General features: G+C 66.7%; 23 protein-coding genes. 14 read left to right on the top strand and 9 right to left on the bottom strand.

Features of this window, described 5'->3' with window-relative positions; genetic code table 11:
* The first annotated feature begins 60 nt into the window (after window positions 1-60).
* From EPL04_RS04615 to gcvPB, 7 genes are all read left to right on the top strand, one after another.
* Entirely contained in the window at window positions 61-1650 is a 1590-nt protein-coding gene (locus tag EPL04_RS04615; RefSeq protein ID WP_134669880.1) for a S8 family serine peptidase, read from the top strand.
* 122 nt (window positions 1651-1772) lie between these two features.
* Window positions 1773-2009: a hypothetical protein gene (locus tag EPL04_RS04610; RefSeq protein WP_134669878.1), complete on the top strand. Its 237-nt coding sequence runs from the start codon at window positions 1773-1775 to the stop codon at window positions 2007-2009.
* Window positions 2010-2173: 164 nt separating this feature from the next.
* Complete coding sequence (locus tag EPL04_RS18655; protein ID WP_167599417.1) at window positions 2174-2350, top strand: hypothetical protein; 177 nt, start codon at window positions 2174-2176, stop codon at window positions 2348-2350.
* Between the two features lie 63 nt (window positions 2351-2413).
* Window positions 2414-3511 carry a glycine cleavage system aminomethyltransferase GcvT gene (gcvT, locus tag EPL04_RS04605; RefSeq protein WP_134669876.1) on the top strand — a complete coding sequence of 366 codons (1098 nt, stop codon included), beginning with the start codon at window positions 2414-2416 and terminating at the stop codon, window positions 3509-3511.
* Complete coding sequence (gene gcvH / locus EPL04_RS04600; RefSeq protein ID WP_134669874.1) at window positions 3508-3885, top strand: glycine cleavage system protein GcvH; 378 nt, start codon at window positions 3508-3510, stop codon at window positions 3883-3885. Before gcvT ends, gcvH begins: the two co-directional genes overlap by 4 nt.
* Before the next feature lie 127 nt (window positions 3886-4012).
* Window positions 4013-5347, top strand: a complete 1335-nt coding sequence (gcvPA, locus tag EPL04_RS04595; RefSeq protein WP_134669872.1) for an aminomethyl-transferring glycine dehydrogenase subunit GcvPA — start codon at window positions 4013-4015, stop codon at window positions 5345-5347.
* Window positions 5348-5461: 114 nt separating this feature from the next.
* Complete coding sequence (gcvPB, locus tag EPL04_RS04590; RefSeq protein WP_134669871.1) at window positions 5462-6916, top strand: aminomethyl-transferring glycine dehydrogenase subunit GcvPB; 1455 nt, start codon at window positions 5462-5464, stop codon at window positions 6914-6916.
* Between the two features lie 12 nt (window positions 6917-6928).
* Here gcvPB and EPL04_RS04585 read toward each other — a convergent pair whose 3' ends face one another.
* Both EPL04_RS04585 and thrS read right to left on the bottom strand, forming a co-directional pair.
* Window positions 6929-7285 (bottom strand): response regulator, encoded by a 357-nt coding sequence (locus EPL04_RS04585; protein WP_134669869.1) that lies wholly within the window; start codon window positions 7283-7285, stop codon window positions 6929-6931.
* A gap of 54 nt (window positions 7286-7339) precedes the next feature.
* Window positions 7340-9268: a threonine--tRNA ligase gene (gene thrS / locus EPL04_RS04580; RefSeq protein WP_134669867.1), complete on the bottom strand. Its 1929-nt coding sequence runs from the start codon at window positions 9266-9268 to the stop codon at window positions 7340-7342.
* A 397-nt stretch (window positions 9269-9665) separates the two neighbouring features.
* Between thrS and EPL04_RS04575 the strand changes: the two genes are divergently transcribed.
* A complete protein-coding gene (locus tag EPL04_RS04575; protein ID WP_134669865.1) occupies window positions 9666-10010 on the top strand; it encodes a DUF6176 family protein in 345 nt (114 codons plus the stop codon).
* A gap of 309 nt (window positions 10011-10319) precedes the next feature.
* On the opposite strand, the gene EPL04_RS18650 is transcribed toward EPL04_RS04575, so the two are convergent.
* Complete coding sequence (locus EPL04_RS18650; RefSeq protein ID WP_167599416.1) at window positions 10320-10487, bottom strand: DUF7838 family putative zinc beta-ribbon protein; 168 nt, start codon at window positions 10485-10487, stop codon at window positions 10320-10322.
* A gap of 309 nt (window positions 10488-10796) precedes the next feature.
* Here EPL04_RS18650 and EPL04_RS04570 point away from each other — a divergent pair, with 309 nt between their 5' ends.
* The 5 genes from EPL04_RS04570 to EPL04_RS04550 all read left to right on the top strand — a co-directional run bounded on the left by EPL04_RS04570 (window position 10797) and on the right by EPL04_RS04550 (window position 12925).
* Window positions 10797-11039 carry a glutaredoxin family protein gene (locus EPL04_RS04570; RefSeq protein WP_134669863.1) on the top strand — a complete coding sequence of 81 codons (243 nt, stop codon included), beginning with the start codon at window positions 10797-10799 and terminating at the stop codon, window positions 11037-11039.
* Window positions 11040-11097: 58 nt separating this feature from the next.
* A complete protein-coding gene (locus tag EPL04_RS04565) occupies window positions 11098-11631 on the top strand; it encodes a cob(I)yrinic acid a,c-diamide adenosyltransferase (protein ID WP_134669861.1) in 534 nt (177 codons plus the stop codon).
* 89 nt (window positions 11632-11720) lie between these two features.
* A complete protein-coding gene (locus EPL04_RS04560; protein WP_134669859.1) occupies window positions 11721-12272 on the top strand; it encodes a hypothetical protein in 552 nt (183 codons plus the stop codon).
* Between the two features lie 75 nt (window positions 12273-12347).
* Entirely contained in the window at window positions 12348-12719 is a 372-nt protein-coding gene (locus EPL04_RS04555) for a nuclear transport factor 2 family protein (protein ID WP_134669857.1), read from the top strand.
* Window positions 12720-12721: 2 nt separating this feature from the next.
* Entirely contained in the window at window positions 12722-12925 is a 204-nt protein-coding gene (locus EPL04_RS04550; RefSeq protein ID WP_134669855.1) for a hypothetical protein, read from the top strand.
* On the opposite strand, the gene EPL04_RS04545 is transcribed toward EPL04_RS04550, so the two are convergent.
* Window positions 12922-13875 carry a zinc-dependent metalloprotease gene (locus tag EPL04_RS04545; RefSeq protein WP_134669853.1) on the bottom strand — a complete coding sequence of 318 codons (954 nt, stop codon included), beginning with the start codon at window positions 13873-13875 and terminating at the stop codon, window positions 12922-12924. The genes EPL04_RS04550 and EPL04_RS04545 overlap by 4 nt on opposite strands.
* 879 nt (window positions 13876-14754) lie before the next feature.
* On the opposite strand from EPL04_RS04545, the gene EPL04_RS04540 reads away from it, so the two are divergent.
* Window positions 14755-15984 carry a Cdc6/Cdc18 family protein gene (locus EPL04_RS04540; RefSeq protein WP_134669851.1) on the top strand — a complete coding sequence of 410 codons (1230 nt, stop codon included), beginning with the start codon at window positions 14755-14757 and terminating at the stop codon, window positions 15982-15984.
* A 76-nt stretch (window positions 15985-16060) separates the two neighbouring features.
* On the opposite strand, the gene EPL04_RS04535 is transcribed toward EPL04_RS04540, so the two are convergent.
* The 5 genes from EPL04_RS04535 to EPL04_RS04515 all read right to left on the bottom strand — a co-directional run bounded on the left by EPL04_RS04535 (window position 16061) and on the right by EPL04_RS04515 (window position 22668).
* Window positions 16061-17314: an alanyl-tRNA editing protein gene (locus EPL04_RS04535; RefSeq protein ID WP_134669849.1), complete on the bottom strand. Its 1254-nt coding sequence runs from the start codon at window positions 17312-17314 to the stop codon at window positions 16061-16063.
* A gap of 87 nt (window positions 17315-17401) precedes the next feature.
* On the bottom strand, window positions 17402-17854 hold the full coding sequence (locus EPL04_RS04530; protein ID WP_134669847.1) for a hypothetical protein: 453 nt from the start codon (window positions 17852-17854) through the stop codon (window positions 17402-17404).
* Window positions 17855-18019: 165 nt separating this feature from the next.
* Window positions 18020-19750: an ABC transporter substrate-binding protein gene (locus EPL04_RS04525; protein WP_134669845.1), complete on the bottom strand. Its 1731-nt coding sequence runs from the start codon at window positions 19748-19750 to the stop codon at window positions 18020-18022.
* Between the two features lie 236 nt (window positions 19751-19986).
* A complete protein-coding gene (locus tag EPL04_RS04520; RefSeq protein WP_134669843.1) occupies window positions 19987-21318 on the bottom strand; it encodes a class-III pyridoxal-phosphate-dependent aminotransferase in 1332 nt (443 codons plus the stop codon).
* 90 nt (window positions 21319-21408) lie between these two features.
* Complete coding sequence (locus EPL04_RS04515; RefSeq protein ID WP_134669841.1) at window positions 21409-22668, bottom strand: MgtC/SapB family protein; 1260 nt, start codon at window positions 22666-22668, stop codon at window positions 21409-21411.
* Window positions 22669-22762 lie beyond the last annotated feature (94 nt).

Genomic DNA, 22762 nt, shown 5'->3' with positions numbered 1-22762 from the left:
TATAGAAAATTTCTATACAATAAAATTTAAATAATATCTCTGTGTCGTGAATTTTGTAGCATGACAGACGACAGCACACCTCGACTCGATCGGCGTTCGTTCGTGAAGGCGGCCGGCGTAGCCGGCGCGACCGCCGCGCTCGGCGGCGTCACGGCCGCGACCCCCGGCCGCGATCCCGGCCCGAAAAAAGAGGAGATCCTCGTGGGCGTCTCGGCCGGCGCCGGCGACATAGAGCAGAAAGTCACCTCCTACGTCCCGGGCAACGCGGAGGTCGTCCACAAGAACGAGACGCTCCGGTACGTCGCGGTGAAGTTCCCGAGCAACGCCGCGGACGTGGCCCGCGAGAACTTCATCGAGGCCATCACCAAGAAAGACGGGATCAAGTACGCCGAACCGAACGCGACCCACGAGGCGCTCGCCGCGCCCAGCGACCCGCAGTTCGGCGACCAGTACGCGCCCCAGCAGGTCCGGTCGGACGAGGCGTGGGACACCACGTTCGGGGACTCGAACGTCACTATCGCGGTGGTCGACACCGGCGCGCAGTACGACCACCCCGATCTGGCGGACAACTACGCCTCGGACCCGGGTTCGGACTTCGTCGACGCCGACTCGGATCCGTACCCCGACGCGCCCGGAGACGAGTACCACGGGACCCACGTCTCGGGCTGTGCCGCGGCGACCGTCGACAACGACACCGGCGTCGCCGGTCAGGGTAACTCCGCGCTCATCAACGGCCGCGCGCTCGACGAGAACGGCTCGGGGTCGACCGCCGATATCGCCGACGCCGTCGAGTGGGCGGCCGACCAGGGCGCCGACGTGATCAACCTCTCGCTGGGCGGGGGCGGCTACACCGACACGATGAAAAACGCGGTGTCGTACGCGACTTCCAACGGTAGCCTCGTCGTCGCGGCCGCGGGCAACGACGGCTCGCGCGGCGTGAGCTACCCCGCCGCCTACAGCGGGTGCGTCGCGGTGTCGGCGGTCGACTCCGAGGAGAACCTCGCGTCGTTCTCCCAGTACGGCGACAGCGTCGAGCTCTGTGCCCCCGGCGTGGACGTGCTCTCGACGACCACCGAGACCCGGGGGTCCTACGAGACGCTCTCGGGCACCTCGATGGCGACGCCGGTCACCTCCGGGGTCGCGGGGCTGACCCTCGCGAAGTGGGACCTGACGCCCACCGAACTCCGCACCCACCTCAAGAACACGGCCGCCGACGTCGGCCTCTCGGCCGACCAGCAAGGTAGCGGACAGGTCGACGCCTACGCCGCGGTCACGACCGACCCTGCAAATGCTGGCGGTGGCGACGGCGGTGACGGCGGTGAGAGCGGCGACTCGACGACCGAGTCGGTCGACGCGAGCCTCAGCGGCTTCTGGGACGACGACGACTACAGCTACGCGTGGGAGTACAGCGACCCGACCACGGTGGAGGTCGTCCTCGACGGGCCGTCGAACGCCGACTTCGACCTCTACGTCAACACCGGGACGACCGAGAACGCCTCGTCGGGCGACTACGACTACGCCTCGACCAGCACCGACAGTCAGGAGTCGATCACCATCGACGCCCCCGATGACTCGACGGAGATGCAGATCGACGTCGACTCCTACACCGGGGCGGGCGAGTACACCCTGACGATCACCGAGTTCCAGTAACGCTCGACGCGCACGCGCCGTCGGCGACCCCGAGACGGTGCGATGTCGCGCCGAACGTTCAAGTACGAGCGCGCGACCACCTCCGAGCCCCGGCGCCCCGAACTCGGCCGCCGGGTCTCACCATGCCGACCTGTCACAACTGCGGCCACGACGGCACGTTCGTTCTGCTCGCTCAGTTCGCGCTCGCGGTTCCCGGTGACTCGACCGGGGGCGTCGCCGACCGCGACGCCGAGGGGCCCGCGTTCTCGACCCGCGGCGACTGGTCGCTGGCGGTGCAGTGTCCGGCCTGTGCGAGCACCGACGTCGACGAAACCGCCCTCGACCTGCTCGTGCGCCACGCGACCCCCGCCTCGCCGTAAGCGTCGTCGACTTCCGGACGTCGTCCCCCGGACCGACGTGCTCGGCCCCTTCGCGGGACTCGCCTGCATTAGAGGGGCGAACTGTTCGGTCCGGGACGCGAGTAGTCGTTATAGTCGAAATAGCTAAAAATCCATAACCGCACCGTCCGGTAAGACGCGAGTAGATGAGCGACGACCCAGACGAGAAGATACTCGGGACGACGACAGTCACCCAGCGGTGGCGAATCAGCCTCATCAAGGCGGTCCGCGAGGAGTTCGAGGCCGCGGGCGAGACAGTCGAGGAGGGCGATAGGCTCGTCTACAAGCTCCGGGACGGCCAGATCGTCGTCGAGCCCGCCTGACCGGATCGACGACGAACGCCCGGAAGACAAACCATTACGTGACGGGCGTCCGAACGCTGGAGCATGAGCCTTCGAAAGCCGCCGTTGCGCGAGGTACACGCCGAGCGCGGGGCGTCGTTCACGGAGTTCGGCGGGTGGGAGATGCCCGTCGAGTTCGACTCGATACAGGACGAACACCGCGCGGTCCGCGAGGAAGCCGGCGTCTTCGACGTCTCCCACATGGGCGAGATCGAGGTCTCGGGGCCCGACGCCGCCGAGTTGCTCCAGCGGCTCACCACGAACGACGTGACCGCGCTCGACCGGGGCGACTCCCAGTACTCGATGATCACCGACGACGAGGGGACGATTCTGGACGACACCGTCGTCTACCGCCTCCCCGAGGGCGAGTCCGCCGAGTTCCTCTTCGTCCCGAACGCGGGCCACGACGAGCAGATGGAAGAGCGGTGGACCGCCCACCGCGACGAGTGGGACCTCGACGCCGACGTCGAGAACGTCACCGACGACTACGGCATGTTCGCGGTGCAGGGCCCCGACGCCCCGGGGCTCGTGGCCGACCTCGCCGACGAGTCGGTCACCGACCTCTCGAAGTTCGAGGGGCGGTACGCGACGGTCGCGGGCGCGCGGTGCTGGGTCGCCCGGACGGGCTACACCGGCGAGGACGGGTTCGAGCTGATCGTCCCGGCCGAGGCGTCCGAGACGGTCTGGTCGGCGCTGGAGTGTCAGCCCTGCGGGCTCGGCGCCAGAGACACCCTCCGGATGGAGATGGGCTTTCTGCTCTCGGGCCAGGATTTCGACCCAGAGGAGAACCCGCACACCCCCTACGAGGCCGGCGTCGGCTGGACGGTGAAACTCGACACGGAGTTCGTGGGCCGAGACGCCCTCGAACGCGTCGACGCGGAGGGCGTCGACGAGACGTTCGTCGGCGTTCGGCTCGTCGACCGCGGGGTCGCGCGCCACGGCTACGAGATCACCGACGCCGACGGCGAGTCGATCGGCGAGGTGACGAGCGGCACGATGAGCCCCACGCTGAACGAGCCCATCGCGCTCGGATACGTCGCGACCGAGCACGCAGACCCCGACACGAACGTCCGTGTGGTGGTTCGGGGCGACTCCAAAAAGGCAAAGATAGCCACGGTCCCATTCTTGGGTGAGAACCGATGAGCTTCGACGTACCCGACGACCGGAACTACCTCGAATCGCACGAGTGGGTCGACCACGGAGACGCAACCGCGACGGTCGGCATCACCGACTTCGCGCAGGACGAACTCGGCGACGTGGTGTTCGTCGAACTCCCCGACGAGGGCGACGACGTGACCGCCGGCGAGGAGTTCGGCGTCGTCGAGTCGATCAAGGCGGTCTCGGACCTCTACTCGCCGGTGAGCGGCACCGTCGTCGGTATCAACGACGCGCTCCACGACCAGCCCGAACTGGTCAACGAGGACCCGTTCGGCGAGGGCTGGATGCTCGAAGTCGAGGTCGACGAGGAGAGCGACGACCTGCTGAGCGCCGACGAGTACCGCGACCAGATCGAATAACGCCCGGGCTCGCGGGGGGTTCTTGCCGTCCCCGAGAGTCGCTCGCGTCGCCCGCTGGGGCGCCAACACCGGAGAACGTAACCGAATACCACCCTCTTAAAACGGTACGCTCCTAACACCCGAGTACATGAGCGGACGAAACGAGAGGGGAACGCCGTACGCCTCACACACCGACGCCGAGACCGAGGCGATGCTCTCGGCGGTCGGGGTAGAGGGCGTCGACGACCTCTTCGACATTCCCGCGTCGGTCGCGTTCGACGGCGAGTTCGGTATCGAGTCCAGAAGCGAACGCGAGGCCGAACGCCACGTTCGGGGACTGCTCGCGCGCAACGACGATCTGACCGAGTTCCTCGGCCGGGGCCACTACGAGCACTACGTGCCCTCGCTGGTCGATCACATCTCCCAGCGCTCGGAGTTTCTGACCTCCTACACCCAGTACCAGCCCGAGGTCACGCAGGGGTTCCTCCAGGCGCTGTTCGAGTACCAGTCGATGCTGGTCGAACTCACCGGGCTCGAAATCGTCAACGCCTCGATGTACGACCACGCGACCGCGCTGGCCGAGGCGGCGCTACTCGCGGCGCGCGTCCGGTCGACCGACGGCGACCGGGTGCTGGTGCCCGACTACCTCCTCGAATCGCGCCGCGACGTCCTCGAAAGCTACACCGACGGCGCCGGCCTCTCGGTCGAGACGTTCGACACCGACGACGGCAACGTCGACGTCGACGCGCTCGCCGATGCGATCGACAGCGACGCGGTGATGGTGTACGCCGAGAACCCGACCGCGTTGGGCACCGTCGAAGAGCGCCTCGAGGCGGTCGGCGACCTCGCGGCCGACCACGACGCGATGTTCTGTCTCGGCTCGGACCCCGTGGCGCTGTCGGTCCTCGAGGAGCCCGCCTCGGTCGGCGCCGACGTGGTGGTCGGCGACGCCGCCGCGCTCGGGCTCCCGACCGCCTACGGGATGGGGCTGGGGCTCTTTGCCTGTCGCGAGGAGTTCGTCCGGCAGGTCCCCGGCCGACTCGTCGGCGCGAGCGAAGACGAGTCCGGGCGACGGAGCTACACGCTGACGCTCCAGACCCGCGAACAGCACATCCGCCGCGAGCGCGCGACGAGCAACATCTGCACCAATCAGGCGTGGGTCGCGCTCCGGACCGAGATCCACGCGGCGTCTCTGGGTCCCGGCGGGCTGGTCGACCTCGCCAACGACTGCGTCCGGCTCGCCGCCGACCTCGCGGGCCGCCTCGACGAGGTCGAGGGCGTCCGCGCGCCGGTCCACGACCGCCACCACTTCCGGGAGTTCGTCGCGCGGACCGACCGACCCGCCGCCGCCGTCGCCGACGACCTCGAAGCCGAGGGCTTCGGGGTCCACGCGGTGGACGACCACCGGGTGCAGGTGTGTATCACCGACGCGAACGAGCACGCCGCCGACCGACTGGTCGCGGCGTTCGAGGAGGTCGCCTGACATGCGGTTCGACTCGCGTTGCTCGTCGAACTTCGGCTCGCTCCGCTCGCCGAACCACCGAAAGGCTCGCTCCGCTCGCCTTTCGAGCCTCATTTTCGACACGAGGTGTCTCAAATGAGATACGATCAGGCCCGCTGGACCCACGACGCGGACGCCGAATCGGACGACGACCGCTACGAGCCGCTCCTCGCCGAGAAGAACACCGAGGAAGTCGCGGTCGACTCGCCGCTGCCCGACGACCTCACCCGCGAGGACCTCGAGCTCCCCGCCCTCTCGGAGCCCCAACTCGCGCGCCACTACACTCGGCTCTCCCAGATGAACTACGGCGTCGACTCCGGGCCGTACCCGCTGGGGAGCTGTACGATGAAGTACAACCCCAAGTTCACCGAGGACGTGGCGGCGCTGGGCGACGCCGCGGTCCACCACGACCGCTCGGACGAGAGCCTCCAGGGGACGCTCGGGCTGATGGCCGGGCTCCAGGACTACCTTGCGCGCATCGGCGGGATGGACGCGGTCAGCCTCCAGCCGCCGGCCGGCGCGGCCGGTGAGTTCACCGGCATTCTGGTCGCGAAGGCGTTCCACGAGCAGAACGGCGAGGGCGAGCAGCGCGACGAGATCATCGTCCCGGACTCGGCCCACGGCACCAACTTCGCGAGCGCCGCGCTGGCGGGCTACGACGTGGTCGAACTCCCGTCGGGCGAGGACGGTCGGGTCGACCTAGAGGCGCTCGAAGCCGCCGCCGGCGACCGGACCGCGCTGTTCATGCTCACCAACCCCAACACGCTCGGACTCTTCGAGCGCGACATCGAGGAGATCGCCGACATCGTCCACGACGCGGGCGGACTGCTCTACTACGACGGCGCGAACCTCAACGCGTTGCTCGGGCGCGCCCGACCGGGCGACATGGGGTTCGACATCATGCACTACAACGTCCACAAGACGTTCGCGACGCCCCACGGCGGGGGCGGCCCCGGCGCGGGACCGGTGGGCGTGACCGACGAGCTCGCCGAATTCCTGCCCGCGCCCCGGGTGCGCGAGCGCGAGGCCAGCGGCGACGACGCCCGTTACGAGCGGTTCGAGCCCGAACACACGATCGGGAAGGTCCACGGCTTCGAGGGCAACTGGCTCGTGCTCGTGAAGACCTACGCCTACATCGCCCGGCTCGGCGACGAGGGCCTCGACGACGCCTCCGCGAAGGCGGTGTTGAACGCCAACTACCTCGCCTCCCAGATCGACTACGACGTCCCGTTCGAGCCGTTCCACCACGAGTTCGTCGCGAGCGCCGGCGATCAGGACGCCGCCGACGTGGCGAAACGGATGCTCGACTACGGCGTCCACCCGCCGACCACGAAGTGGCCCGAGATCGTCTCGGAGGCGCTGATGACCGAGCCGACCGAGATCGAGAGTAAAGAGACGCTCGATCAGCTCGCCGACGCCTTCGACGCGGTCGCCGGCGAGGACGACGAGACCCTCGAAGCGGCTCCCGAACGCACCACCGCCCGCCGCATCGACCAGACCGACGCGGCCCGGAACCTCCGGCTGTCGTGGCAGGCGATCGACGAGGAGTGAGTCGCGATTGGTTCAGAGGACCGACGCCAGCTCCGACTGGACGTCTTCGGGCTCGAAGGGCTTGGTGACGTAGCCGTCCGCGCCGGCCTCGACGGCCTGTTTCATCTTGCTCTGCTGATCGACGCTGGTCACCATCACGACCGCGGGCGGATCGTCTCGGGACTTGATCTCGGCGGTGGCCGCGACGCCGTCCATCTCGGGCATCATGATGTCCATCGTGACCGCCGCGGGTCGATGGCGGTCGTACTGCTCGACCGCCTCGCGACCGTTCGCGGCTTCGCCCACCACGTCGAAGTCGGATTCGAGCGCCTTCTGGACCATCGTGCGCTGAAAGTCGCTGTCGTCGACGATCAGTAGATCCGGTGCCATCTGTCGTCCTAACCGCTCATCTATCGAAATATAAGTATTTCCCGTTCGGGCGCGCTACTCGAGGAAGGTCGGGTCCGTCGCCTTTCCGTCGATCTCCTCGGCGAGGTGGTCGCCGAACGCCTCCACGTCCACGTCGTCGCGTTCGCGCTCCTGTCGGTCGCGGACCGAGATCGTCCCGGCTTCCTCCTCGTTGTCGCCGACGATCAGCATGTAGGGGACGTTGTCGTCGTGTGCCTGCTGGATCTTCTTGCCGACCGTCCACGACCGGTCCTCGATCTCGACTCGGAAGTCGCCGAGATACCGGTTCTGAAGCTGTTTGGCGTACCCGAGGTTGTCGTCGCTCACCGGCAGGATGCGGACCTGCTCGGGCGCGAGCCACGTCGGGAAGTTGCCCTTGAAGTGTTCGATGATGATCCCCATGAAGCGCTCGAACGTCCCGAGGAGCGCGCGGTGGACCATCACCGGCCGGTGTTCCTCGTTGTCCTTTCCGGTGTAGGATAGGTCGAGACGTTCGGGGATGTTGAAGTCGAGTTGGACCGTGCCGATGGTCCACTCTCGCCCGATCGCGTCCACGGCGTTGATGCCGATTTTCGGCCCGTAGAACGCCGCCTCGCCCGACTCGACGTCGTAGTCGAGGCCCTCCGAGGAGAGGGCGTCTTTGAGCGCGTCGGTCGCCTGCTCCCAGATTTCGTCGCTTCCGACCGCGTCGTCGCCTTTCGTCTCCAGTTTGTACTGGACGTCGAGGTCGAAGTGACCGTAGATGTCGTCGATGACGTCGAGGACCGAAAGGATCTCGCCGCGAATCTGGTCTTTCCGGATGAACGCGTGGCCGTCGTCCTGCGTGAACCCTCGAACTCGGAGCAGTCCGGAGAGTTCACCGGACTGCTCGTTACGGTAGCAGGTACCGAACTCCGAGAACCGGACCGGCAGGTCCCGATACGAGTACTGCTGGTCGTCGTAGATGTGGGCGTGGTTCGCGCAGTTCATCGGTTTCAGACCGTACTCGGTGTCGTCTTGCTCCCACGCGAACATCTCGCCCGCTTCCTTGAACGTGTCGTAGTGGCCCGTCGGCTTCCAGAGTTCGGCCTTGTTGAGTTCGGGCGTCCAGACCTCGTCGTAGCCCAGTTCGTCGTTCTTGGATCGGATGTAGTCTTCCAGTTCACGCCGGATGGTCATCCCGTTGGGGTGGTAGTGGGGCGCACCCGGCGAGTGATCGGGGATCGAAAACAGGTCCATCTCGCGGCCGATCTTGCGGTGGTCGCGCTCCTCGGCTTCCTGTCTGCGCTCCAAGAACGACTCCAGTTCGTCCTCGGTCTCGAAGGCGGTGCCGTAGACGCGAGTCAGCATCTCGTTTTCCTCGTCGCCGCGCCAGTACGCGCCCGAGATCGAGAGCAGGGCGAATCCGCCGATCTCGCCGGTCGACTCGACGTGGGGCCCCTTGCAGAGGTCCTCGAACTCACCCTGTTCGTAGAACGAGATCGACTCCTCGTCGGCCGCCTCGGTCTCCAGGATCTCGCGCTTGAATCGGTTGTCGTCGTAGACCTCGAAGGCCTCCTCGCGCGAGCGCTCGAAGCGTTCGATGTCGAGGTCCTCCTCGATGATCTCGTAGGCCTCGGCCTCGATCGCTTCGAGGTCCTCCTCGTCGAGGTCGACGCCGTAGATGTCGTAGTAGAAGCCGTCGTCGGTCCACGGGCCGATGGTCAGCTTGGCGTCGGGGTAGAGGCGCTCGAGCGCCTGGGCGAAAACGTGGGCCGCCGAGTGGCGGAGCACGTCCACGTACTCGTCGCTGGAGGGCGTGACGATTTCGAGGTTCGCGCCGTCGGGGAGCTCGCTGGCCTTGTCCACGAGGTCGCCGTCGACGACGCCCGCGACGGTGTCCCGGCCGAGTCCCGGCCCGATCTCGTACGCGGCGTCCTCGACCGTCGCCCCCTCCGAAAGCTCCAGTTCGGAGCCGTCGGGAAGGGAGATAGTGATCTCGCTCATACTTCTTTTTCCGTCCGGGCAGACGGATAACGCTTTCTAAGCGTGAGCTTTCGACGCGGGGCGGTCTCCGAGGCGAGTCGGCTCGCGGGCTCGCCACGCCGATGTCGTCTAACAACTTGACGCGACGGATTCTATATATCCAAATATAATTTATTCGTTGGGAGTGTCCCACGCTCCGAGCCCGTGGCTCCGTAATCAGGCGATCGAATCGCGGTCGGTCGGGTCCACCGTCCCCGCCGTCTCGGGTCCCGAACCCCCGACGTCGTGATCGGACATTCGTTCGGACGGCCTCGGTGAAACCTCGACCCTCTGATATTATAGGGCGAATATACGCGATGTAGGGCGCGTCCGTGTCGGTTTGATAAGAACTATTTTGTGTCAATTCTACAGAGATGGTATGGTAGATGTAGTCCTCTCGAAGCAGAAAATAGAGGCGGGCAAGACCCAACGGCTCGAGGAGTGGGCACGGGAGGTCCGCGACCGCGAAGCCGAGGCGATTGAAACGCTGAAAAACGAGGGAATGTACGAAGAAACGGCCTTTATCGAACACACGGATGGGGGCGACTTCCTGATCTACTACATGAAAGCAGAGGACGTGGACCGAGTCTACGAAGCATACGAGGAATCCTCGCATGCCATCGACGAAGAACACGAACAGGTGATGTTGGACGTGCTCGAAAACGGAGACAACGTCGGGGACTACGACTTCCTGTATCACTTGGACAATCCAGAACAGCCGTAGCGGTGATTGGTTGGCGCCACGAAGTGCGCACGTCACCCACAGCCAGATCTGAAAGGTTTCAACGGAGCCGTTCGGGCCGAACGCTGGCTCGACGACCGGCGATTCGACCGGACTTGTTCGTCATCCAGTCCAGTGTGCCGGGCCCCGATCGTCGTCGATGGACCCTCGATGGGCAGTCGACGGTCCCGCGACGCGCTGGCAGGCCGAGCTAAAACAGGAGACAGAGTCGTGGAGGAGAAACGTGAGTCGGGGCGTGCTCGCCGCTCGCGGACACGGTTCGTTCGGATCCAGTGATGGCGGACGCCGGATTCAGGCTTCGGCAGAGTTGATGTCGCCGTCGATCCGGACGAACCGGTAGTCACACTCCGGACAGCTCCACTTGGTCTTCTCCCCGAGGTGGAGGGTGGTGCTCGCGGTCCGATAGAACGTCCGTTCGGTCCCGCACTCGGGGCACTCGTACTCGAGTTCCTGACTCATGGGTCAACGTCGAACCGCGCGGCATTTGAGGATACTGGTTTGGACCGTCGACGTCAGCGACGACAGGCCGCGCCTCTCCGGGGCCGTGGTGTTAGAATCCGTTCGGGCTCCGCTGTCGAGGGTCGGGCGGGACGTGAACGGGCTCGCTCGACGTGGCGATCCCCCTGATAAAGTTACTATCGCTATATAGATTTCGTCGGGGGCGATCGGCTCCGCGAAGGGAGCCGTTCGGGGTCGAATCGACCGACAGGCCGTCGTCTTCGGCGGTCCGACGCCAGCTACTTGTCTCGGGGGGCCTAACGGACGCGTATGTCCGTCACACTGTACTCGCTCGACGGCTGTCCGTACTGCGAGAAGGTCCACGACGCGCTCGACGAGAACGGCGTCGACTACGAGACCGAGTGGGTCGAGGGCCTCCACTCCGAACGCGACGAGGTAAAGCGCGTCAGCAACCAACGGAGCGTCCCGGTGCTCGTCGACGAGGAGCACGGCGTGACCATGGGCGAGAGCGACCGCATTCTGGAGTACGTCGAGACGACGCTCGCGGAGTGACTCGGAGAGCCGCTCGTTCGGGGGCGGAATTAAGTGCGGCCGGCCGGTAGGTCCCCTCATGAAGATCTACACGGGTCGCGGCGACGAGGGCCAGACCGACCTCCGGGACATGTCCCGTGTCTCGAAGGCCAGCCCCCGGATCGAGGCGTACGGAACGGTCGACGAGCTCAACGCCCTCGTCGGTCGGATCCGACCGTGCGGTCACGGCGACGTCGACGAGTACCTCCGGGAGGTCCAGAACGTCCTCCACGTCGTGCAGGCGGACTTCGCGAACCCCGACCCCGACGAGGGCGATCCGGCGGTTCGGGACGAACACGTCTCGACCGTCGAGGAGTGGATCGATTCTTTCGACGAGGAGCTCGAACCCCTCGAATCGTTCATCCTCCCGACCGGAAGCAAGCCGGGCGCCGACCTCCACCACGCCCGGACCGTCTGCCGGCGCGCCGAGCGCCGGGCCGTCGCACTGGAGAGCGCCGAGGACGTCAACGCCACCGCGGTGACGTTCCTCAATCGGCTCTCGGACGCGCTGTTCGTGTTCGCGCGCGTGGTCAATCAGCGCGAGGGCGTCCCCGAAGAGTCGCCGACGTACTGACTCCGAGCCGGCGTCCGGGCGTCGGGAGCCGAGACCGGCCGTTCGGACCGATACGTTAATCCCCGTTCGGTGGCTTGTCACGCCCAAGCATGCGGATACGCGAGTGGCAGGACATCGTCGAGGACGTGGTGAAAAACGACACCGACCCCGACGACTGGCGCGCGGTCGGCGGCACCAGAGCCGGGGGCGTGGGCGAGGATCTGTATCTGGGCCACCCGCGTGCGGGCGTCTATCACCTCAAGACCTACGCGAAAAACCCCTACGAGGTCAAGGGCGTGGGCGCGAAGGTCGCGCGAAAGCTCGACGAAGAGATCGGCTCGTACCTCCCCGAACACGAGTCGGGCGGCCGCTTTGCGGTCCAGCGCGCCCCCGAAGACGAGGACGACGCCGAGTCGAAGGCCCGCCACCTCGAAGAGGTCGTCAAGGCCCACGCCGACGCGCCGACCACGCCCAACGACTTCTTCGACGACGTGATGGAGGCCCTCGAGAGCCCGGCGTTCGGACCGATGGAGTACGACCAGTACGGTCGACCGGACTCGGCCGAGGAGCTCTCCGAGCGCTTCGAGGAGGCCGAAGAGCTGTTGAACGCCGAACTCGACGACCTCATCGACGACGATTCGGTCGGGCGCGGATTCCAGTAGCCCGCGCCGACCACGCCGGGCGAGCCGCCGGGGGCGAAGAGTAGGCTTAAGCGGATCCGCGGTAACCGACTTTCCATGACGCCGACCGAAACCGTGAGGGCGTACTACCGGGCGCTCAGGCGTGGCGACCCGCTCGAACCGTACTTCGCCGAGCGCGAGGACGTCGTGAAGTTCGGCGTCTCGGAGCGGCTGGCGGGCTACGAGTCGATCGCGGCCGGACTGCGCGAGCAGACTCGGACGACCGGCGAGTGGCGCGTCGAGAGCCGGCGGCTCCGGACGACCGACCGGGAGTCGGTGGCGTGGTTCACCGACGAGGTGGGACTGTCGTGGACGCCGACCGACGGCGAGCGCCTGTCTTTCGACACGCGGTGGAGCGGGGTGCTCGAACGCGGCGCCGACGAGTGGCGGTTCGCGCAGATGCACGTAAGCGCGGCCCACGACCTCTGAGCATGGTCGGACCATCGCGAAACGAGGATCCGAACCGAGCCGGGCGGACCAAACTGAAGGCCGGGATCGTGTTGCTGGTTGGCGTGTCGGCGGGGCTGGTCACGCTCTCCGGGGGCGGTTCGATCGTCGAGATCGCGACCGCGATCGCGGGCGGGCTCGCGGTCGGGGCGGCGCTGTTGGCGTATCTGGTCCGGATCTCGGTTTAGGCGTCGACTCGCGCGAGCCACCTCGCGGGGTCGTCGAGTTCGGCGTCGGTCGGCAGGTTCTCCGGGCGGTCCCACACCGCGCTCGCGCCCGCGATGCCGCGCTGGGCCGCGACCGATTCGAAGAATCGCTTTCCGCGCTCGTACTGGCGGCGCTTGAGCCCGAGTCCGAGCAGTTGGCGGAGCAGTTTCGAGACGGGATCTCGACCCCGCCGGCGGGCCTCGATCTTCTCGCGGAGGTCGGCGTACTCGTCGTCGAACGCCTCGTCCATCAGGAGTTCGGCGTACCCCTCGACCGCGGTCATGGCGGCGTCGAGGTCCCGAAACGCCTCCCGGTCGAGGTCGCCGCTGGCCAGCGCCTCGATGCCCGACTCCATCCGAGATTCGAGATGCCCCGAGAGCCACGGAGCCGCGCCGAACTCGGCGGCGTGTGTCACCTCGTGAAACGCGATCCAGCGTCGGAACCGGTCGTACTCGACGTCGAGTTGGCCGGCGATTTGCCGGATGTTCGGCCGGACGAAGTAGAGGGCGTGGTCGTCGCCCTCCGCAAGTAACAGGGGGTCGAACTGCCCCAACACGTTGCGCGCGAGCACCGACAGGAGTACCGACATCGTGCCCGTGTTGATCGTCCGGGTGACGCCGGGGAACAGCACGGGGCCGTGCTGTTCGATCGGCGTCATCACGCGCCGGAACGTCTCGATGTTGGCGTCGATCCAATGGTGGCGGTTCTGGACTTCGACTACGTCCGGCACGTCGAACGCCATGGTCGATACCTCTCGGACGCGGGCGCGGGCGTCGCGAACGTCGGCGGCGTAGCCGGCGCGCTCGTCCGCGGTCAGCTCGATGGAACCGGGATCGGTCGAGGCCTTGGCGGCTTCGGCGACGGCGTCCCAGTCGATCGGTCCCTCGCCGGTCGACTCGGCGATGGCCCGGACGGAGCGATAGAGACTCACGACGGTACTGTTGGGTCTCTGCGGTCAAAATGTTTCCGACGGGGCGAACGCACACACCAGTGTCGCGTTTGTAAGCGGTTCGGCCCGAGGGGGTCGTCCCCCGACGCGGGAAAGCGACGCCCGATCGAGCGTGCGGTCGCTCTTTCGGGGGACACCTCGCTCGCGGATGTAACTGTAGGCGAGTCGAGACGAATCCGTTCTGAATCGGATACTCGGAGTAGATGCTCTAAAATTTGCTATCACGCCATATTTACATCCGCGACACTGGTGTGTGTTCTCTCTCTAGTCTCGTCGTATCCTCTTACAAACGAGATGGTGGTGTGTGTGAAAACGTGCAAGAGAGTGACACACTCACGTTTCGTCTCCGGCTACCTTCCGTCAGAGGCTCGCGGTCCAACCGTCCGACGGTTACAAACGCGACCGAGGTGGGCGTCCGGTCGCCCCGGCCGTTCGGCCCGAGACGGACCCCGAGCCGAATCCGTTCGGTGGTCGTCCTCGGTTTCAGTCCCCTGCTCCCCGCGGCTTACATCCGCGATGCTGGTGTCCGCCCGACCCGTCCCATCGGTCTGGGCCGGTCGGTCCGCCACGACACCGATTCCGAAACCGGACGTAGAATCGGACTGGGATCGCGACCTCGTGAGTCAGAGTCGACCCCCACAAATAGAATCGCGACACCCCGAGTCTGTGGGTCTCGTTCCGGGCCGGAGCCGACACAGCCCCGTAATGTGACCCGACGAGAACATCCGCGAGGGTAGTCGCCGTCGGCGTCCGGCCGGCATATCTGGCGCGACGGCGACAGACCGGGCTCTCTCCCGGAAATACATCCGCGACGTTACCCCCCACCTTTATGTCGCGGGGTGCGAAGGAACGCCCCGACAGATGGTTCCCGACGAGACGGCCAAACGCGATCCCCTCTTTCGCTACGACGAACCGATATTCGCCGACGAGGACCTGCTTCGAATCTCTCACCTCCCCGGCCCGAACCGGATCGTGGGCCGCGACGAGCACATGCAGAAGGTCGCCGAGGCGCTCAATCCCGCTATCTTCGGTCAGGAGCCGACCCACCTCTTCATCTTCGGGAAGACAGGGACGGGAAAGTCGCTCATCTCCCGGAGCGTCTCCAAGCGCGTCGAAAACGAGGCCAGCAACGAGAGCGTGGGGGTCGAGACCGCGTTCATCGACTGCGGCGAGCAGACAACCGAGGCGTCGGTCATCAAGACCATCGGGCGCGAACTCAACGATCCGGCCGAGACTGGCATCACCGTCCCACAGCGCGGGCTCGGCACCGGCGACTATTACGACCGGCTGTGGCGCATCATCGACACCGTCAGCGACGTGACGCTGGTCATCCTCGACGAGATCGACATGCTGGAGGACGACGAGGTGCTCAGGAAACTCTCGCGGGCGGGCGAGAACCGTCGGATCACCGACTCGACGGTCGGTATCATCGGCATCTCGAACAAGATCGACTTCCCCGACGAACTCAACGAGCGCGTCAAATCGAGTTTCGCCCACGACGAACTCGTCTTCCCGCCGTACGACGCCCACCAGCTCATCGACATCCTCCAGAACCGCGCCGACGCGTTCCGGGACGACGTGCTCAGCGACGACGCCATCCCGCTCACCGCGGCGCTGGCCGCCCAGGAACATGGCGATGCCCGGAAGGCCATCGACATCCTCCGGAATGCCGGCCGGATCGCGACCAAGCAAGACGACCCCGAGGTCACAGAGAGCCACGTCTACGCCGCCAAGGAGAAGACCGAGGCCGACCGGTTCGCGGAGCTGATCGACGGCGCGCCCACGCAGGCGAAGGCCATCCTGCTTGCGCTCACCGTCCTGACCGAGAACCGCCACCAAGAGCAGTTCCCGACCCAGCAGATCTACCGCCAGTACCAGTCGATCGCGTCGGAACTCGACGTCGACGCCCTCTCGGAGCGCCGGGTTCAGGAGATACTCCAGGAGCAGGACTTCCTCAACGTGATCGACTCCGAAACCAAGGGCCGGGGTCGGGGCCGGGGCGTCCACACGATGCACCGCCTGCTCGAAGACCCCGACATCGTCAAGAAGGTGCTCCACCGCGACGACCGCATCGCCGACCTCGGGATCTGAGCCCGGCGCGCTCGCGGACCGCCCGAGCGGTGAGCCCATCGAAATCACGCGATCCGACCGGCTCGCGGACGCCCGGCTACTCCCGGAGGAACGCCACGACTTCCTCGGGCGTCGCGTCGAGGCCGCCGCCCTGCGCGAACGTCGGGCGTCCGCCCCCGCCGCCGCCGAAGGCGTCGGTCACCTCCCCGACGACGTCGCCGGCCGCGGGATCGCCCGCGGTCGCGGCGACGACGAACGTCGAGCCGTCCTCGCCGGCCAGGACGACCGCGTCGTAGCCCGTCTCGGCATCCCCCGACGCGTCGGGTCCGCCGGCGTCTCCACCGTCGCCCGCCAGCGCCTTCGCGCGGTCGGCCACCTCGTTCGGACCGAACCCCGAGACGGTGCCGACCAGCCACTCGCCGCCGTCGCGCTCGACCGGCTCGTCCCCGAGATCCGCGAGCCGCGCCGCCAGCAGTTCGTCTCTGGCGTCGTTCAGCTCGGCCGTCAGTCGCTCGATCTCCTCGCCGGCCTGCCGTGCGGCGTCCGGCAGATCGGGGACGCTCGCATCGAGTTCGCGGGCGGCCGCCCGCGCCGCCCGCACGTCCTCGGCCCGCCGTCGGATGGCGGTCGGTCCGACCGCGAACTCCACGCGAGTGAGTCCCTCGCCGGGGTTCGACCGGTCGAGCACGGTGACCGGGCCGATCTCGCGGGTGTTCTCGACGTGGGTCCCGCCGCAGGCCGCCCAGTCGAACCCCTCGATCTCGACCACGCGGACGGTGTCGGCCTCACTCATCACGCCCTCCTCGGTCTTGGTGTTGAACGCGATCTCCTCGCGACTCCGGGCCTCCGCCTCGGGAATCTCTGCCCACGTCACGGGTCGTGAATCCCACACCGCCCGGTTGGTGAGCCGTTCTAGGTCCGCCAGTACCTCGTCGTCGATGTCGGTCGCGGTGGTGAAATCGACCCGGACCTTGCGCTCGCCGATGTCGAAGCCGCCGTAGCCGAGGTCCGCGAGCAGTTCCCGGCCCGCCCCGTAGAGGGCGTGGCTCGCGGTGTGGGCTCGCATGCAGTAGGTGCGAAACGACTCGTCGACCTGTCCGCGGACGGGCTGGCCGACTTCGGGGACGGCCTCGAGGTCGGTGTCCTCGGCCAATCGGTGGACGATGTCGCCGTCCTCGCGCGTCCGGACGTGCGCGACCGGCGCGCCGGCGAGCGTCCCGCGGTCCGCCGGCTGGCCGCCGCTCTCGGCGTAGAAGTACGTCTCGTCGAGGACGACCGCCCGGCCGTCGCGGTCGACGACCGTCGCCTCGAAGCTCGTCGTGTACGGTTCCCGTGCCGCGAGTTGGCTCATACCGTGGCCGAAGGTGCGGGCGCGACTAAAACGTCACTGTTGGAACAGTCAGCGTGCGCTCGCGTCTCGCGGACCCACCCGGGCCGGTCACCCCGACGCGCCCTCCCGGCGCAGATCGGCCCGAACGCGGGCTTTCAGGTAGTCGAGGGCCGCGATGGCCGCCGGTCCCGAGAGACAGAACGCCGCAAGCAGGGTGCGGTCGCGCGCCGAGAGGTCGACGCCGAGCGCGGCCATGGCGACGACGAACAGCGCGGCCGCGCCGGCCACGCTCGCGACCCTCCGGCTCGCCCGCGTCCGGTCGAACCCCCGCGCGGGTCGCCGGAGCAGGTTCTCGGCCGCGACCGCGAGCCCGACGCCCTGTGCGGTCCCGACGAGCGCGTACGCGCTCGCCGGGTACTCGGGAAGCGGGTGCGGGAGCGCGACGACCGCGATCACGACGACGATCCCGAGCGCGCCCGCGGTCCGGGTCCGGAGCAGACCGAGCAGACGGGCCCATCCCGAGGCGCTCGCGCGAAGCGACGTGTCCGACCGGTGGTGCATGCCCGAACCGTACACGCTCGGCGTTATCAATCTTCTTCGGACCGGCCGGCTGGCGTCCGGCCGCTCGGGCAAATCCAGCGTCTCTCGAATCGCGATGCCGAAAACAGCGTCTCCCGCCTCGCGATTCCGAAAAATGAGATCGCGCGCCGTCAGTGCGGTCCTCGATCAGCCCGACTCGGTCGTGGTTCCGCCGCCCCCGTCCCCGCCGTCATCGGGGAACTGGAGTCGGTCGTCGTCGTTCCAGGTGTAGCCGGCCTCTTCGAGCCGGGCCCGCGCTCGCTCGCGACTCTCCTCGTAGGAGGTCACGTCGTCGGTGTGGAGCGGGCCGAACGCCCCCGAGACGACGTTCGAACCGGGCTCGGGGAAACCGAACAGGATCTGGTCGACGATCGGCGTTCGCGGAATCGTGTTCACCATCGCCTTCCGGAGGGCGACGTCGTCGAACCCGGGCTCGCGCTCGTTCGGCGTGAAGTGCCAGAACGAGGTCGCCACTTCGAACTTCGTGCTGATGTTCTCGTTCTCCTGGTTCTCGTTGAGACTGCGGTCGATCCGGCCGAACGGCTCGTAGTTGAGGTCGCCGTTGATGAGGTTCTCCCAGACGGTCGAGGCCTCCGGGATGATCCGCCAGAACCGCCGCTCGAAGTCGACGGGCGCGAAGTGGTCGTCGAACCGCGCCATGCCGAACTCACTGCCCTGCTCCCAGTAATCGAACTGGAGCGGGCCGCTACCGACCGGCTCCTGGATGTTCTGCTGGCTCGGGTTGTCCCGGTCGGCCCACTTGTGTTCGGGGATGATCGGGAGCTGGGTCGCCACGAGCGTGTTGAACGGTCCGAGGGGCTGGCTCATGTTGACCCGAACCGTCTCCTCGTCGACGACCTCGGCGTTGTCGATGTAGTTCGACTGGACCGAGTAGATCGGCACCTCGTTTTCGGTGATGTAGTTGTAGCTGAACGCGATGTCCTCGGCGGTGAGGTCCTCGCCGTCGTGCCACGAGTGGCCGGTCCGGACGGTGTACTCCATGGTGGTCTCGTCGACCCGGTTCCAGTCGGTCGCGAGGCTCACGTCGGAGTTCAGCTCGCCGTTGTTGTCGAGGCGCAACAACGTGTCGTACATCACCGTGAACTGGTAGACGTGCTTGTTCTCGTCGTTGTGACCCAGCACGTTCATCGTCGAGAGCGTCTCTGGCCAGTACCCCTTGAGCTCGGTCGCCCTGTTTTTCATCTCGAGGTTGACCATCGTCCAGTAGGAGTTGAACCCGAGCGAGAGGTTGCGCTGCCAGTTGTCCACCTGGTTGTTGTTCCAGATGGCCGCCGCCGGCATCTGGGTGATCGGCATCTGGGGCACCTCGTCCATCAGTATCTGTTGGAGGTCGTGGACCAGATCGACCCGGGTGTCGGGGTCGGGCTCGGCGAGGTAGCTGTCCATCAGCTCGTCGACCTCCTCGTTGGTGTAGCCGGCGAAGTTCCCCTCCCCGGGGTCGGTGTTCGACGAGTCCATGGTCGAGCTCAGCTCCAGCACCGGATCGACCGTGAAGAACGTGTGCCACGTCGAGAGGCTGTAGTCGTACTCCTGGTCGACCCTGTTGAACAGCGTCCCCCATTCGAGCACCTCGACCTCGACGTCGAGTCCGAGCTCGTTGAGCTGGTTGGCGGTGAGGTTGATCGCGTCGTGTCGTGGCGGATTGTAGCTCTGTGCGTTGTTCAGATACGTGTACGTCGGGAGCGGCTCGCCCGGTTCGGCCGCCTGTGTCGTCTCGGCGTCGCCGTCCTGAGTCGTCGTCTCCTGTGCCCCCGCCCCGCCCGAAGTCGCGAACGAGGTCAGTCCCACGATCCCGGTCGCGGCGCCGGCTTTCGTCAGGAAATCGCGTCGATTCTCGTTTATTTCTCTTCCCGGCATGCGAACGAGTGACAATTCCGGGCCGTATCAATATTTCTACCACTTTCGAGATATGCGGCCGCTATACCAACGAGCGACGAGGCGGTCCGTTAACTGCCGATAGACCCTATCTCAACCGCGACGGAGGGCGCGGACTACAGTCCGCGAGCGAACGGTGTGGACCACAGTCCGCGAACGAACGGCACGGACCACAGTCCGCGGGCGAACGGTGCGGACTACGGGCCGAGTTTCAGCGACTACGCGGCGTCGTGGACCGCCGACTCGAACAGATCGAAGCCGAGTTCGATCTCGCGCTCGGTCACGTCGAGCGGCGGAAGCAGTCGCAGCGTCTTGTAGCCACAGCCGAGGGTGAGCAGACCGCGCTTGAGCGCGGCTTCGACGACCGCCTCACGCCGATCCTTGGTGTCGAACTCCACCGCCAGCATCAGCCCGCGGCCGCGCACGTCGACCACGTTGGGCATGTCGGCGTCTTCGAGCAGTTCCCGGAACTGCGCGCCCCGAGTGACCACGTTGTCGAGCAGGTCGTACTCCTCGATGGCGTCGAGAGTGAGCACGCCCTGAAGCGCGCTCATCACGTCGCCCGCGCCCCACGTCGAGGAGATCCGACCCGTCTCTTCGGGGAACATGTCCTTGTTCGCGACGGTCGCGCCCACGCGCAAGCCCTTCGCGGACGTGATGACGTCGGGTTCGAGGTCGAGGTGGTCGACCCCCCACATCTCGCCGGTCCGTCCGAGCCCCGCCTGAATCTCGTCGGCGATGACGTTCACGTCGTACTCCGCCCGGATCTCGGCGAGGTCCTCGACGAAGCCATCGTGGGGAACCCGGTAGCCGCCCTCGCCCTGAACCGGCTCCATGATGAGGTAGGCGACCTCCTCGGGGTCGATGACGCCCTGCGAGGGTTCGAGTTTGTCCGCGACCACGTTGCCGCCCGGGCCGTCGGTCAGCCACTTGCGCTCGTACTCCTCGTCGGTCGAGGGGTACGGTACCGAGACGACGCCGCCGATCTCGGGGTAGCCCTTCCGGTGGGCGCGCTTGGACCGGTTCAGCGAGAGCGCACCGAGGGTGCGGCCGTGGAACGCGCCGTCGAAGTTGAACGCGCGGTGGCCCCCCTGCGCGTAACAGATCTTGATCGCGTTCTCGACCGCCTCCGCGCCGGAGTTCGACAGGAAGACGGTGTCCATGTCGTAGTGGCTCGTCAGGTCGGTCAGCCGGTCCATCAGCTGGGTCGGACCGGGGAACTCGGGGTCCTCGGGCGGCCAGCCGCCGGCGGCGTAGAAGTCCTGTCCCGCGATCTTGAGCGGATCGAGCGCGCCGAACTCGCGGATTTCGTCCATGATCTTGGGGTTGTTGTACCCCAGCGGCGCGGCCGCGACGTGGCTCGTGAAGTCCAACAGGACGTTGCCGTCTACGTCGGTGCAGAACGGTCCCTCTGCGTCCGCGGTCATGTCCCAGACGAAGTCGTAGACGTACGTGCTCGGCGCGGAGAACTGGTGGTGGTGCTCGGACCACGCTTTGGCTCGTTCTCCGGGCATCTGCTCGACCGTGGGTTCGGCGGTGTGCCTATCCATGACGTGGTCTTTGCAGAGGTGCCTTTTAATTGAATTGGTTCGTTGCGATACCGGTGATACTTGCAACAGATCCGAGCGACGATACGAACTTCACATCACGGCCAACACCGCGGCCACGGCCGACCCCGCGAGCAACACCCCGCTCCACGCCGTGACCCGGTAGGCGAACGACCGATTGGGCGCCGTCAGGGTGAGCGCGGCCTTGACCGTGATCGAGGAGGCGGTCGCCAGCAGGATGCCGAGCACCGCGGTCTGGGAGTCGAGGTTCCCGCCGATGTAGAGCAACACCGCCGAGGAGGTCACACCCGCGCTGGAGACCAGCCCCGACAGCAGCGCGGTGACGTAGAACCCGGCGGAGCCAAACTGCTGTTGGGCCACCGCGCCGGCGACGATGACCAGCAGGAAGATGGCGCCGAAGCTCAGGGAGTTCCGGAGCGAGAACGGGCTCTCGAGGTCGATGTCGACCTGCTCGGACCACTCGGCGGTGTAGGCCGCGATGGCGACGCTCCCCAGAATCACCGCCCCGAGGGGCAACACCGCACCGTACAGCACCGGAGCGTCCCGACCGACGGTGAACGCGAGCGCGATCGCGAGGTTCCGGACCGCCATCGCGGCGTCGGCCAGCAGGATGGCCGCCACCCCGTAGGAGGCGGCCTCGGGGCGCTGGCTGACGTGATCGAGCATCGTCCCGACCACCGCGGTCGAGGACGCGAGCCCGCCGAAGAAGCCGGTGACCGCGATGCCCCGACCACCGTAGGTCTCGACTACCGCGTAGTTGACGATGCCGATGGCCGCGACTGTCACCACCATCAGCCACACGACCCGGGGCTGGACCCCAAAGGCGAACTCCCGGTCGGGCAACAGCGGGTAGATGACGAACGCGAGGATCGCGAACTCGACCGCCGACCGGAGTTCCTCGCGCGAGAGCCCCCACGCGAGGCTGTGGAGTTCGCGCTTGAGCACGAGCAGCAGCGACGACAGCACGGCCACCGTGACGCCGACGATGATGTATCCGTCCATCACGAGCGCACCGACGCCGAACCCCACCAGCATCGACACGGAGGTCGTCAGCGCCAGCCCCTCCTCTTCCTCGCCGGTCAGGCCCTTGACCGCGAGCAGGACGCCCTGAACGATGACCAGCAGGCCCCCGAGCAAGAGCAACACGTCCCGGTCGAGCAGCGTGAACACCGCCCCGAGCAGGGTGATGAGCGTGAACGTCCGGATTCCGGCGGGCTTGTGGGACCACTCTCGCTCCAGTCCCAGAAACAGCCCCAGCGCTCCCGCGATCGCGATACGCACGACTTCGTCGTCGAGCGGAGCCGACGCGACGGTTTCTGCGACACCCTGCACTTCGGAAAGCTAAGTACGCGGTCGGTTAAAAACTCACTGCCGGCGATAGTTCACTCTCGGCGAACATTTTTGTCCCGGCGACACCCTCTGGGTG

It is taken from the genome of Halorussus marinus (assembly GCF_004521895.1).
GTDB lineage: Archaea > Halobacteriota > Halobacteria > Halobacteriales > Haladaptataceae > Halorussus > Halorussus marinus.
Note: the sequence above shows the minus strand (reverse complement) of the source record. Positions and strands in the feature narration are given on the sequence as shown.

Bases quoted from the DNA above. Each gene is read 5' to 3' on its own strand.
- EPL04_RS04540 (WP_134669851.1), top strand. From the start codon at position 14,755: ATGGTTCCCGACGAGACGGCCAAACGCGATCCCCTCTTTCGCTACGAC.
- EPL04_RS18650 (WP_167599416.1), bottom strand. From the start codon at position 10,487: ATGAGTCAGGAACTCGAGTACGAGTGCCCCGAGTGCGGGACCGAACGG.
- EPL04_RS04560 (WP_134669859.1), top strand. From the start codon at position 11,721: ATGCGGATACGCGAGTGGCAGGACATCGTCGAGGACGTGGTGAAAAAC.
- EPL04_RS04570 (WP_134669863.1), top strand. From the start codon at position 10,797: ATGTCCGTCACACTGTACTCGCTCGACGGCTGTCCGTACTGCGAGAAG.
- gcvT (WP_134669876.1), top strand. From the start codon at position 2,414: ATGAGCCTTCGAAAGCCGCCGTTGCGCGAGGTACACGCCGAGCGCGGG.
- EPL04_RS18655 (WP_167599417.1), top strand. From the start codon at position 2,174: ATGAGCGACGACCCAGACGAGAAGATACTCGGGACGACGACAGTCACC.
- gcvPB (WP_134669871.1), top strand. From the start codon at position 5,462: ATGAGATACGATCAGGCCCGCTGGACCCACGACGCGGACGCCGAATCG.
- EPL04_RS04550 (WP_134669855.1), top strand. From the start codon at position 12,722: ATGGTCGGACCATCGCGAAACGAGGATCCGAACCGAGCCGGGCGGACC.
- EPL04_RS04610 (WP_134669878.1), top strand. From the start codon at position 1,773: ATGCCGACCTGTCACAACTGCGGCCACGACGGCACGTTCGTTCTGCTC.
- EPL04_RS04565 (WP_134669861.1), top strand. From the start codon at position 11,098: ATGAAGATCTACACGGGTCGCGGCGACGAGGGCCAGACCGACCTCCGG.
- thrS (WP_134669867.1), bottom strand. From the start codon at position 9,268: ATGAGCGAGATCACTATCTCCCTTCCCGACGGCTCCGAACTGGAGCTT.
- EPL04_RS04525 (WP_134669845.1), bottom strand. From the start codon at position 19,750: ATGCCGGGAAGAGAAATAAACGAGAATCGACGCGATTTCCTGACGAAA.
- EPL04_RS04535 (WP_134669849.1), bottom strand. From the start codon at position 17,314: ATGAGCCAACTCGCGGCACGGGAACCGTACACGACGAGCTTCGAGGCG.
- EPL04_RS04530 (WP_134669847.1), bottom strand. From the start codon at position 17,854: ATGCACCACCGGTCGGACACGTCGCTTCGCGCGAGCGCCTCGGGATGG.
- gcvH (WP_134669874.1), top strand. From the start codon at position 3,508: ATGAGCTTCGACGTACCCGACGACCGGAACTACCTCGAATCGCACGAG.
- EPL04_RS04575 (WP_134669865.1), top strand. From the start codon at position 9,666: ATGGTAGATGTAGTCCTCTCGAAGCAGAAAATAGAGGCGGGCAAGACC.
- EPL04_RS04555 (WP_134669857.1), top strand. From the start codon at position 12,348: ATGACGCCGACCGAAACCGTGAGGGCGTACTACCGGGCGCTCAGGCGT.
- EPL04_RS04615 (WP_134669880.1), top strand. From the start codon at position 61: ATGACAGACGACAGCACACCTCGACTCGATCGGCGTTCGTTCGTGAAG.
- EPL04_RS04585 (WP_134669869.1), bottom strand. From the start codon at position 7,285: ATGGCACCGGATCTACTGATCGTCGACGACAGCGACTTTCAGCGCACG.
- gcvPA (WP_134669872.1), top strand. From the start codon at position 4,013: ATGAGCGGACGAAACGAGAGGGGAACGCCGTACGCCTCACACACCGAC.
- EPL04_RS04520 (WP_134669843.1), bottom strand. From the start codon at position 21,318: ATGGATAGGCACACCGCCGAACCCACGGTCGAGCAGATGCCCGGAGAA.